This window comes from Pseudobacteroides cellulosolvens ATCC 35603 = DSM 2933 (assembly GCF_001262605.1).
GTDB lineage: Bacteria > Bacillota > Clostridia > Acetivibrionales > DSM-2933 > Pseudobacteroides > Pseudobacteroides cellulosolvens.
Genome location: NZ_LGTC01000001.1, coordinates 577548 through 590272, shown reverse-complemented (window position 1 = coordinate 590272; position 12725 = coordinate 577548). Strand labels below are relative to the sequence as shown.

General features: G+C 35.1%; 10 protein-coding genes. 3 read left to right on the top strand and 7 right to left on the bottom strand.

Features of this window, described 5'->3' with window-relative positions; translation table 11 throughout:
• Nucleotides 1-186: 186 nt before the first annotated feature.
• The 6 genes from Bccel_RS02535 to Bccel_RS02510 all read right to left on the bottom strand — a co-directional run bounded on the left by Bccel_RS02535 (nt 187) and on the right by Bccel_RS02510 (nt 7054).
• Complete coding sequence (locus Bccel_RS02535) at nt 187-825, bottom strand: phosphoribosylanthranilate isomerase (protein ID WP_036946612.1); 639 nt, start codon at nt 823-825, stop codon at nt 187-189.
• Between the two features lie 4 nt (nt 826-829).
• Complete coding sequence (trpC, locus tag Bccel_RS02530) at nt 830-1609, bottom strand: indole-3-glycerol phosphate synthase TrpC (RefSeq protein ID WP_036946609.1); 780 nt, start codon at nt 1607-1609, stop codon at nt 830-832.
• A gap of 76 nt (nt 1610-1685) precedes the next feature.
• Nucleotides 1686-2699: an anthranilate phosphoribosyltransferase gene (gene trpD, locus Bccel_RS02525; protein WP_036946606.1), complete on the bottom strand. Its 1014-nt coding sequence runs from the start codon at nt 2697-2699 to the stop codon at nt 1686-1688.
• Nucleotides 2700-2773: 74 nt separating this feature from the next.
• On the bottom strand, nt 2774-3340 hold the full coding sequence (locus Bccel_RS02520) for an anthranilate synthase component II (protein ID WP_036946603.1): 567 nt from the start codon (nt 3338-3340) through the stop codon (nt 2774-2776).
• On the bottom strand, nt 3337-4821 hold the full coding sequence (gene trpE / locus Bccel_RS02515) for an anthranilate synthase component I (RefSeq protein WP_036946601.1): 1485 nt from the start codon (nt 4819-4821) through the stop codon (nt 3337-3339). The genes Bccel_RS02520 and trpE overlap by 4 nt, the downstream gene beginning before the upstream one ends.
• A 310-nt stretch (nt 4822-5131) precedes the next feature.
• Nucleotides 5132-7054 carry a CotH kinase family protein gene (locus tag Bccel_RS02510; protein ID WP_036946597.1) on the bottom strand — a complete coding sequence of 641 codons (1923 nt, stop codon included), beginning with the start codon at nt 7052-7054 and terminating at the stop codon, nt 5132-5134.
• Between the two features lie 457 nt (nt 7055-7511).
• Here Bccel_RS02510 and Bccel_RS02505 point away from each other — a divergent pair, with 457 nt between their 5' ends.
• The gene (locus Bccel_RS02505; protein ID WP_036946594.1) at nt 7512-8324 is read left to right on the top strand and encodes a hypothetical protein; all 813 of its coding nucleotides are present in this window, start codon (nt 7512-7514) and stop codon (nt 8322-8324) included.
• A 113-nt stretch (nt 8325-8437) separates the two neighbouring features.
• Here the strand turns inward: Bccel_RS02505 and Bccel_RS31970 are convergent, their stop codons facing one another.
• Nucleotides 8438-8560 (bottom strand): hypothetical protein, encoded by a 123-nt coding sequence (locus Bccel_RS31970; protein WP_276326214.1) that lies wholly within the window; start codon nt 8558-8560, stop codon nt 8438-8440.
• Nucleotides 8561-8911: 351 nt separating this feature from the next.
• Here Bccel_RS31970 and Bccel_RS02500 point away from each other — a divergent pair, with 351 nt between their 5' ends.
• Both Bccel_RS02500 and Bccel_RS02495 read left to right on the top strand, forming a co-directional pair.
• Nucleotides 8912-11326: a polyprenyl synthetase family protein gene (locus tag Bccel_RS02500; protein ID WP_050753019.1), complete on the top strand. Its 2415-nt coding sequence runs from the start codon at nt 8912-8914 to the stop codon at nt 11324-11326.
• Nucleotides 11327-11428: 102 nt separating this feature from the next.
• Nucleotides 11429-12394, top strand: a complete 966-nt coding sequence (locus Bccel_RS02495; protein WP_036946591.1) for a Gfo/Idh/MocA family protein — start codon at nt 11429-11431, stop codon at nt 12392-12394.
• Nucleotides 12395-12725 lie beyond the last annotated feature (331 nt).

Below are 12725 nucleotides of genomic sequence, written 5' to 3'. Positions count from 1 at the left end.
AGATAAATTAGAGTACTTTAAAGATATGTATAAAACCTAAAATTATAAATGATTAGAGCTATACTATTTAATTTTATCATGAAAGCACAAAAAAATCCATTAAAAAGACAAATTTCCCTTTTGTCGAGTTTAGTGGATGATATTTTATATTATATCTATTATATCTATATATAAAGTCCAATCTTACTAATAGCTCCTTGCTATTCTAATAAAATCACAAATTTTCTTTTCATCCTTATATCCGTCTGTCTCAACACCACTGCTGACATCAAACACCATAGGATTTACAATATTTATTGCATCAATAAGGTTTTCAGATGTTAATCCTCCTGCAAGGATTATTTTTCCATACTTTTTTGCATTAACGGCAAGTGTCCAGTCAAATGTCTTCCCAGCCCCACCATAGCTGCCTTCAATAAAAGTATCCAGAACAAATCCGTCAACCTTATAATTTCCCATTTCTAATAATGACATTTCGTCCTTAACCCTGAGGGCTTTCCATACCTCTACCCTCTTATCTTTAGATAAGCTCAAAGTCTTATTCTTTAGCTTCTCAAAATAGCAAGGATCTTCATCTCCATGAATCTGTACAACATCCAGGTCACATTTATTTATTGCCTCATCAATATTTTCACAGCTCTCATTTACAAATACACCTACTTTTTTAATTGAAGGATCAAGATTTTTTGCCAAATCTGCCGCTTCACCAAAACTGATCCTTCTTTTGCTAGGTGCAAATATAAATCCAATGAACTCAGGGAGGTATTTATTAACATATATAATATCATCCTCTCGCCTTATTCCGCAAATCTTTATTTTAGACATTAAATCACACCCTTATTTCATTGATTTTGTCCTTAATGGAAGGTGCCCTCATAAATGTCTCGCCTATAAGCACCGCATCAACTCCAATTTCCTTAAGATAAACCATATCTTCTCGGCTTTTTATACCACTTTCACTTACAACTGCTTTATCATGAGGTATACAATTCATAAGTATTTCGGTGGTTTTCAAATCCACATCAAAAGTCTTCAAATTTCTATTGTTGATACCTATTATCTTTGCTCCAGAATCAATTGCTCTTAATGTCTCTTCCTTATCATGAACCTCGACTATGCATTGCATTCCTAAGATACTTGCCACAGCCTGAAATTTTTTAAGCTCATCATCCGACAGTATGGATACGATAAGAAGTATGGCATCTGCTCCTAAAAATCTGGCCTGATAAATCTGCCATAAGTCAATTATAAAATCCTTCCTTAGAATTGGAAGAGGTATTGATTGCCTTATCTTACAAAGATATTCATCAGATCCATGAAAGAAATTTTTCTCGGTCAGAACGGATAATGCTTGAACCTCCGATGTATAGTATTCCTTTGCAATTTCCAAAGGATCAAAGTCCTCCTTTATAATTCCCTTTGAAGGTGATGCCTTCTTAACCTCTGAAATTATTGAGACCTTGCCTTCTCTTTTAATAGCCTTATAGAAGTCAATAGTATTATGAAGCCCCGGCCTTGAAAGCCTCTGTTTCCAGCCGTCTATCCCTATCTGCCTCATCTCTTCTTTTAATTGTAACTTTTTTGCATCAACGATTTTTTGTAAAATCATATATAAACAATTCCTTTCAAATAGTAAAAGATGTTTTTATGAATAACAATTAACCTTAAACATTATTCATCATATATTATAATTTAGTTGTATACGATACCAGTTGGTCCAGTTTGTTACTTGCTTTTCCTGTATCAATCAATTCACCAGCCAATTCTATACCATCTTTCAAGCTACGCACTTTCTTACCAACATAAAGGGCTGCTGCAGAGTTTAACAGAACAATATCTCTTTTTGGTCCCTTTTCACCATTAAATATTGAGACTATTATCTGACTGTTAGCCTTAGCATCTCCTCCGGTTAATTCGCTCTTTGAACAAACCTTGATTCCAAAGTCTTCCGGCTTTATCTCATAACTTAAGACCTTGCCATCCATTACCTCAGATACAAGAGTAGATGTGGTAGTTGTTATTTCATCCATACCGTCCATACCATGAACCACCATAGCTCTTTCCGTTCCAAGCTTTAATAGAACTTTTGCCAGGGTCTCAGTCAATTTACAGTCAAAAACTCCCATAACCTGGCCTTTTGCACCTGCCGGATTAGTAAGCGGCCCTAAGACATTGAATATTGTCCTTATTCCAAGCTCTTTTCTGGGACCTGCTGCGTATTTCATAGACTTATGAAACATAGGTGCAAACATAAAACAAATACCTATATCCTCTATACACTTTTTTGCCTGCTCCGATGTTATATTTATATTTACGCCAAGTGCTTCAAGCACATCAGCACAACCTGTCATACTTGAAACAGACCTGTTTCCATGCTTTGCAACGGGTACTCCCCCTGCTGATGCGACAATAGCTGCCGCTGTAGATATATTGAAGGAATTTGAGCCATCCCCACCCGTACCACAAGTGTCTATGAAAAAATCAAGATCGGGTACAAACCTTTCAGCTTTATCCCTCATCACTCTGGCACATCCAGTTATTTCCTCAACAGTTTCCCCCTTTATACGAAGAGCCGTTATAAAGCTTCCAATCTGTGCAGGAGTAGCATTTCCTTCCATTATTGAACTCATGGTTTTGACAACTTCATCTTCTGTCAAATTAATTGGAGTAATTAATTTTTTAATAGCCTCTTGTATCATCTGACACACCCCTCTTTACCAATCTTAATTAATTTTCCACTCTATAAATTATCTATGTTAATAAATTATTTCTATTATATAGAAAGAAAATTTCTGATGATTTCCTTTCCATCAGGTGTCAATATGGACTCTGGGTGAAACTGAATACCATAGATAGGATATTCCTTATGCATAAAACCCATAATCTCTCCATCCTCCGTATTTGCAGTTATCTTAAGTTCCTGTGGAAGTGATGATCTCTCAACAATAAGAGAATGGTATCTTCCTGCCATTATTTTACCCGGTAGATTTTTGAATAACGGACTTTCACTATCTACATCAATCTCAGATGCTTTTCCATGCATAAGTTCCTTTGCATGAATTACCCTTCCTCCAAAAGCCTCTCCTATAGACTGATGCCCAAGGCAAACACCAAGTAACGGTATACTTTTACCTAATCTTTTTATAAGCTCTGTGCAAATACCTGCATCCTTTGGAAATCCAGGCCCCGGCGATATTATTATGTGGCTTGGCTTCTTTTCCATAACATCTTCAATGGTTATTTTATCGTTCCTATATACCTCAATATCAGGGTTGATTTCTCCTATAAATTGATAAAGATTATAAGTAAATGAGTCATAGTTATCAATTATTATTATCATCTTATACCACCTACTTCCTCTAGTGCTTTTAGAAGTGCTTTAGCTTTATTGAGCGTTTCCTCATACTCCATTTCAGGGACAGAATCTGCAACAATTCCTGCACCTGCCTGGATATAAGCCTTATTATCCTTTATTACCATGGTTCTTATGGTAATACAACTGTCAAGGTTGCTGTTAAAACTCAGATATCCGATAGCACCTGCATAGGGTCCCCTTTTTACATTTTCCAGTTCATCTATTATTTCCATTGCTCTAACCTTAGGTGCACCGGATACGGTACCAGCCGGAAGAACAGACATAAGTGCATCAAATGGAGTTTTATCCTCATTAAGCTCACCAACAACATTTGTCACTATATGCATAACATGAGAGTATCTTTCAATATGCATAAGGTTATTAACCTTTACTGTTCCATACTTGGAAACCTTGCCAATGTCATTCCTTCCCAGATCAACAAGCATGGTATGCTCCGCACATTCCTTTTTATCAGCTAAAAGCTCTTTTTCCAAAGCTTCATCTTCTTCTTTTGTTGACCCTCTCTTTCTCGTACCGGCTATTGGACACGTTTCTGCAACCCCGTCTTCAACCCTCACAAGCATCTCAGGTGATGAACCTATAATCCTATAGTCATCTAACTTTAGGTAATACATGTACGGTGAAGGATTTAGAACTCTTAAAACTCTGTATATATCAAGCGGTTCATGATCTGTTTCAACACACAGTCTTTGTGAAAGAACTACCTGAAATATGTCTCCATCCTTAATATACTGCTTTGCCCTAACAACATTCTCGCAGAATTTTTCCCTGCTTATATTACTTGTAAAATTGAATTCCTTATTTGAAGTACTTAGTTCAGGCTTGATATTCTCATTTATCTTCCACCTTGAAGATAAAATCTCTTTATAAATAGCTTTTATTCTTTCTGTAGTACTATTGTAAGCTCTTTCTATATTGCCGTTAACATGCATGTTTACAATGATATGAATCTTCTGCTTCAGATGATCAAACACTATAACCTCATCGGTAAACATAAAATGACTTTCCGGAAGGTCAAGATCATCCTCAGGAATATTAGGAAGGTTTTCGTAATATCTAATAAGATCATAGCCAAAGAAACCCACTGCACCACCATTAAATCTAGGCAGCTTTGGTATATCGGCACCACGGTATTTTCCCATAAGGGCTTTAATTACTTCTATAGGATTACCATCTTCTATTGTCTTATTTCCATTCCTGTCTTCAATGTAGTTTCTTCCATTTCTACTTTTTACAATCAAAAATGGGTTCCTTCCAATAAAAGAGTATCTAGCCCATTTTTCTCCACCCTCAACACTTTCAAGTAAAAAACAGTATTGACTGTCCTCAAATCGCTTAAACAAACTGATTGGTGTTTCCATATCAGCATAGACTTCCATAATTACAGGTATTATATTGTATTCTTTGGATAATTTCACAGCCTTAGATAGTTCTGGATAGAACATGTAATTGCCCCCTTTCGGTTCTGGAAAATGACAAGAGAAATGATGGTATCAAAAAAGCCAGTCAAGAATGACTGGCAGAATAATCATAATATGTTAAATGCCTATCTATTCTCGTCTCATCTAATCTTATCTAATCTCTTCTCGTCTGTTCCATTTATTATATAAAGATATACATATAATATCACATACAAATCACTATTGCAATTAAATTTTGATTTTACTGTAATATTTATAAATTATATTATTAAAAATCCTGTTCAACATAATTTATGTGAACAGGATTTTTTGTCTATTTAGTCTTAACTAATTTTTAAAAGCCACCCCAACCGCCGCCGGGATTAGTTGTTGTAGTTGGTTTCCATCCTGATGTATCCAACCACGCAGCTCTCTTAAGCAGGAAGTTTTCAAGAATTGTTAACTGTTGTTCCCATGTCTGAGTTGTTTGAGTTCCGAAGCCGCCTATTTGTGAAGTGTTTAGTATATTCCATTTCTGGAAGTTACGCTTTGCAGCATTGTTTAACGGTGATGATAACTGTTTAACCCTTGCAGATAAATTTGCGTTAGATAATGGGCCACGACGTAATTCCTGCCAGCGTGCACTGATTTTGCTTTGGAAACTTGTGTCCTTCATCAAAGTATAGTACCAGTCACATGTAGTACCACCCATTCCTGGGAACATAGCCATTGGCTGGAACTGCCAACCTTCTATTGTAGACGTTGTTCCTCCGCCGAATCCACCGCCAAAACCGCCCATTACAAAGCAGTCATATCCAAGGTCATAATCCCACAAAGGACCAGCCATGAGCTTTTTATCGCGGTCTTTGTATATACGGGTACTGCGCATATATGAGTCAGCTTCACGAGCAAGCTCGTTTGTAATGATAAAATTAACAAATGAATCAACATCTATGTATGCAGGATAACCGGTTGTTGCGTTGGACGGATTTGTACTATGAATCGCATTATGTGTTTTTTGGATGTAATTGGTTATCCATGCAATCTGTTGAGAATTAGCATCTTGAGGTTCTGTCAACTCAAGATCACTCCAACCGTTGCCCTTAATCAACGGTGCTTCAGCTGCCATCATATTAAACTGCATGAGATAGCCCCCTGTAATATTTGGCTCTGTTATATCTTCCGGCTTAAGCTTTGCTATATCAAGACGATTCTTTTGTATTTCCGGTGTCTCTACAAGAAGATACACACCCTGATAATCATCAGCAGACAATGGTTGGTTGTCAGTATTGAGGTAGACTTCACAATGTCTCCATCCTGGAGCCTGCAAGCCCATATCTTCTCCCAAAGTATATGCAAGAGAGTTACGGATCAGGGTTTTGTCAGGGTAAGGCGAAAGCAGTGCCCAGTCACCATCAGTACCCAGTCCAAGGAGTTTATACTTAGCATCATTGTCCTCATTATCGCGTAATTCAATTTTATATGGTGCCTTCTCAAAATTTGCTGATGATTGTCCACGTAGATGGATTCCTCCGCGAGTAGCTATAGTTGGAGTTTGTAATAATGAAAGTTCATTATTTGTTGGTTCCATAACCATAATAGCACAGTCTTTGTAAGTATCTTTGACTGGCTTGCCTGCACCGTAATCATCTATAATTATTACTGGAACATCGTGTTTGGTATTGATTGAACTGGCAATATAGAGTGCAGTACCCATCTTACCGCTTGCTGCTCCATTTACAAAAACTTGGGCTCTAAGCTGTGTAGTTTTTGTAAATGTCAATGCACTACTATATAATGTTGAACTGTTATTTGGAACACTTCCATTGGTAGTATAACGAATTTGTGCATTGGCAATATTGGTACTTAATGTTACAGATATTTGATTCTGGAAAGTTTTGCTAGGTACTGAGAAGATAATATCCCCAGTTAAATTTGGTTCATCCTTTTTGGTTTGTGTTGGTGTAGGACCATTTGTCGGAGTTGGGTCATTTACTGTTTTATTAAAACTGGTTGCAACTATTATTACATCTGACATGTTTATTGCCCCATCACCATTTATATCATATGATGATTTATACTTTCCATCTCCAGAAACAGCTCCAAAAACAGTTGCTATTAGAATAACATCAGACATGTTTACCACCTTGTCCCCATTCAAGTCAGGTGACTTCATATCTGCAGCTGTGGATAATTCAGTATAAAAACATACCGTAAGCAAATTAACCACTAAAATTAAGCTGATAAATAATGAGCCTAGCTTTCGTTTTCTTTTCATATACATAGCCTCCCTAAAATTTTTTCTATATATTATTAAAAATTAATTTAATAACTTTAGTCGCAAATTGTTTATTTTTGTAACTGTACTCCATGTACTTTTGTTACAAATTTCTAATTATTTATTCATTACATTTTCATACAACAATGGCTATTATAATTATACCAAAATTTTTTATTTTTTTAGTGCAATAATGTTGAAAAATTTTACTATTTTAAATGGGCAATTAATTTTATTTTTTTATTCACGTCTCTTGGTTATTTCCTGTTTTTATTGCCATATTTATTCATCAAATCATAACTTTTCTATAATTTAATCACTTTTTTGGTATTTTAATTCCATTTTTATCATTTATGTGATAAAATTATCTAAATTGTAACATGTGCCAAATATCTTATATTATTTTAAACTTGGGGGAAACCATGTTAAAAAAAACGTTTATAGGGAGGTTTTATTAATGAGAAACAAAAGAAGTAATCATGTAGTAAAAGCGTTATCTGTTGCAATATGTTCGACTGTATTATTTATGGCATCATCCGGTATAGTGTTTGCAGATAAGAACGATCTGAAAGCACCTAAAAACGCTGAAAAAATTAGTTATAATGCTAAAGCGGAAGTTGACTCTATACAGACCTTTTTGTTAGACTCAATCGCTAGCAAGGATAATAAAGAAATTGCAAATAGTATTGCTGCTGTTACTAAGAAAAACCTTACAGCTACTACTGAGAATATCTCAAAACTTCTAAAAGGCAAATGGAATTCAAAAAAAGGCCAAGCCGAAGTAAAGGGTATTTTGGTTAAGTATCTTCTCTTTACTCAGAAAGCTAAACTTGGTTTTACAAAAATTATAAGTGAAGGAATTAATGATGTAGTAATCCCTTCAGATTTATCACTTAAAGTAAAATCAAAGATAAACTTAGATATCACTGGAAACAGCAAGGATGACCGTGGTGTAAAATTCATGATCAAATCACTAAAAATAGTCCAGAATCTTGTTACTTCATTAAATCAGGAAAATGTAGTAACACTTAAGTTGAATAACTTACTTGTTCCTAAATTTGAATTTAATCGTTTGGAAAACTATCCATTCGTAACATCAAGTGTAACAGAAGTTTTTCAAACAATGAACACTTTGCCTTTTGATGGCGATTTTGATTCATTTACTTCATATTATACAAAATACTTTGATACTTGCAGCATTTATGAAGCTATTTCTTTTCTTTATTTGTTAAAAGACAATAACATTCCATACCAACTTGCTTTAGAATAATAATTAACTAGTTTCTCCATTATAACTAATATAGTTTAACCTTATATAAGTATTTGGCACTGTTATAAAAAAAGAGTCAGTGTGTCTTTTGTCACCTGGCTCTTTTTATACCATTATTTAGATCTTATTGGGGTATTTTTCGCAAATGCCTTTGATATTCTTTTGGTTTCTTCCAATTCCTGTGTTTTTTCCTTCATTGGATCTGAATTAAAACCCTTTGTCTTGTTTTTACCCATGTAATGTCCTACCCTTCTTATTGAAATATTATTATATTTTTTCTTATAGTTTTTCACAGGAAAAGAAAAATATAAAATTTTCAATCTGGCTTTTATTGTTTTCTATCTTTCCAACTAATTAAAAGTGATTATCTTTTACATTTGTCTATCTCAAATCCCGCTAAAAACGTTCGTTATTTGCTCTGCCAAATGTAAGATTATTAGCACTTTTAATATAATTAATGAATAATCATATGAATATTTAAGTATTATAAATTGATTATATTAATCAGTTTTGTTACAATCACCTTACTAATGTGTATCAAGTGTTAAGAAGTACATAATTTTTACAATCTATGAAAGGATAATTGAATGTCATATAATCATTCAAATATAACATCATATAAGGACAATACTCCCTTTATCAATGCTGATGAATGCTATGAGTTTGCTGTAAAAAGAGCTGGAGATTATTTTAATTCCCTCCTTCATCAGGTTACTTACAAAGAATATATTCCCATTCTGGTAAATGAATTCAAGTCTTGGAAGAAAGGGCATATGTGCCATTTTGCACTAACCGGCTATATAAGTAAACATATAAGGCCTGATCCTAAAGACTATAATCGTTACATACAATGGTTAAAATACTCAGGAAGGCTTGAAAATTATCTTGATCGCAGCATCTCATATATCTTTATGCGTGATCTTGGCAAAGACTTGAGTTCACCTGATACTCATCAGCGTATTAGGCGTGTTGTGGAAAGGCTGAAGAATTATCTCATACGTTACACCGGTTCTGACCATAAAAGCAATAGTCAAATATTAGATCTGTCATCATTATACAGGAAGGCACAAGAAGAGCACATAGAATCAACCATGATATGGTTAATGGATAAGCTCAAGGAGGTTTCCGCTCATCTTCCTGAAGGAATGGATGCTGAACAGGCTGAGCGAAAGCTGGTTAAAATCATTGCAGGCGTTCTCATGCATGAGTTCGAGGGAATTAACGACAGCACACCCACAAAAATACGCATGCAAAAGCTTGATGTGGCTATCCGCCTTGGCTATTCGTATGGACTTACATATCCATTTATAGATGACATTCTTGATGCAAATGTTCTGTCACCGGAGGAAAAAAGCCGTTATTCCAACTTGATACGCACATCACTTTTAAATGGTTCAGTGCCTGAATTGGGTATTTGGCCTGAAAAGAACAGAAAACTGGTTTCATATATGCATTCGGAGCTTCGTGAAGCTTTCCTTTACATTAAATCACATCAAAGTCAGGAGCACTTGAAGTCATTTTTTGAACAAGCATATGTATTTTTTAATTCCCAGGAAATAGACCGTATAAAGGAATTATCCAACAGCACCTATACTAATGAGGATCTTTATATCCCCATAATTTTAAAATCATCCTCTTCAAGGCTTATTGCCCGTTCTGTTTCCGATGCAGATGAAGACAGAGGATTTGATGAAAGAACATTCTATTATGGCATTTACAATCAATTGGCGGACGACTTTGCAGATATGTTTGATGACATGGAAGAAAGTGCAGTTACTCCATATACATACTGGATGAAATATCGGGATGAGCGGCCAGATCTTATCAACCCTTTTGAATTGTACTGGACCGTAATCTCAAATCTGATACACAACGTTTACAATAATGATGCTAAAACCTCCGAGGTAATTCTAGACCGTGCCATTAACGGGCTAAAGCGTTGCAGGGAACGTTTGGGAGCATATAAATACAATGAACTTATGTCCCTCCTGACCTCCAATATTTCTGAATTTAATGACCTTGTACAAGAACTTGTCATGAAAGCAGATGATGTTGATTTCTTTGATAAACTTCTTAGGGACCATATGCTTACAAGCTTTAAAAATGAAAGAAATCAGCGAAATACCTTTAAGGATACAATAGAAAATATACGTCACGAAATAAATAGCTTCCTGAATATCGCAAAATCAGGTAGCAATTCACTCCTTAGTCAAACAGTTGTAGATGCAGCAAACTACAGCATTGAAGCAGCCGGTAAACGACTAAGGCCGCTTATTGCATGGATCATAGCCAGAGACATTTACAGATTGGAGCCTAAAACTCTCTTTCCCCTGTTCCGCTCTATTGAATATATGCACTCAGCTTCGCTGATCTATGATGATTTGCCATCCCAGGATAATGCAGATACGAGACGAGGCCGTAAGACCCTTCATAATCTCTATGATTTGGCAACAGCTGAATTGACAGGTCTGTATCTGACTCAAAAGGCTATTGAGGAACAGACATACCTCAATGACTTTAGTGCTGAAGCCATCTTAAGGATTGTACGTTATTCCTGCTGTGTAACCCAGGATATGTGCAAAGGACAACTGATGGACCTCCAGTCTAAAGGTAAAAATCTAACCCTTGAGGAACTGGATACAATCTGTTTTTATAAGACTGGAATTGCATTTGAAGCCTCGTTGGTTATGCCTGCAATTTTAGCAGGAGCAAGGGACTGTGAAATCGAGGCATTAAAAAGGTTTGCACGTTTTGCCGGAATAACCTTTCAAATAAAGGATGATCTGCTAGATGCTGAAGGTGACGCTTCTTTGCTTGGCAAGCCTACAGGCAAGGATATTTTGAACTCAAATTCCACATTTGTAACCGCTCTCGGGCTGGAAGAAGCACGTAAAGAAATGTGGAACCATTTCTGTAACGCAATGGAATCTCTGAACACCTTACCACATAATATTACATTTCTAAAGCATTTGTTATTATATATTATAAACAGAGATCATTAATGGTATTATTCAATATCATTGATAATTAAGAAAATGAGAATTATAATAAATCTATTGGATTTTATGTAAGTTATTTTATCAAATATTGGGAGGAGAACCATTATGACATATGGAAAAATAAATTGGGGAATTCTTGGTTATGCAAGAATAGCAAAAAACCATGTTATACCTGCAATATTAAAATCTAACAATTCCATGCTCTATGCAATAGCATCCAGTAATCCTGAAAAATTAGAGGAATGTGAAAAAAGCTACAAAGATGTTAAAACGTATAATGAATATGAAAGTCTCCTTAACGATCCAAATGTACAGGCAGTTTATATACCTCTTCCCAATGGACTTCATAAGGAATGGGTCATAAAAGCTGCCCGAAAAGGTAAACATGTCCTCTGCGAAAAACCTATCTCATTAAGCTCATCAGAATGCATAGAAATGATTGAAGAATGTAAAAAATGCAATGTAAAGCTTATGGAAGCTTTCATGTATAGGTATACTACAAGGACTAAAAAGGTAATTGAGCTTATAAAAAGCAATGTAATAGGAGAAATAAAACACATTTACTCAACATTTAGTTTTTTATTAAGCAGGGATAATGATTACCGCTGGGACATTTCACAAGGCGGAGGTGCTTTATTTGATATTGGCTGCTATCCCCTGAATTTTATTGGCATGATACTAAAATCTGCACCAATTTCCATGAAAGCAGACTATGTTCTTAAAAATGGCATAGATTTAAGATTTAGTGCCATATTAAAATATGAGAACGATATTATAGCCGATATAAGTTGCGGCTTTGATGGTTTTTACAACCAGCTGACTCAGATATCAGGTACCCTTGGAACAATTCTCATACCCGATACCTTTTCTGATTATGAAGGTAAAATAATATTGCGTAAGAATGAATACACAGAGGAAATTACAGTTGATGCATGTGAAAGATACCTTTTGGAGGTTGAAGACTTTTCAGATTCCATATTATTAGACAAAGAGCCTCTGGTTGGGTTGGATGAATCTTTAAGGAATATAAGAATAATTGAGGATCTGCTGAAAATGACATACCTCAAGTAATTAAGGCATGATTGAAATAATACTTCCCGTTTTGAGCGTGTGTTCACGAGTTAAGTTAACACAAAAGCGAAATTATACGGGAAATAAAATTTAAAATTTATAATAGATGTTTTACTTGAGTCATTCCAATGTTCAGTTCCGCAATTGTATAAGATACCGAGTAATGGAATGTATCCCAAACAAAATCGCTAAAATGCGGTCACAAACGCTCCTCTCTTGGATTTGACAAAGATACATTGAGTAATATATAATTTTTATATTACAGTCCAATGTATCTTTATAAATTTCACTTCATTTCCAATGGCTATAAGTCTTGTTCATTTCAAGTATA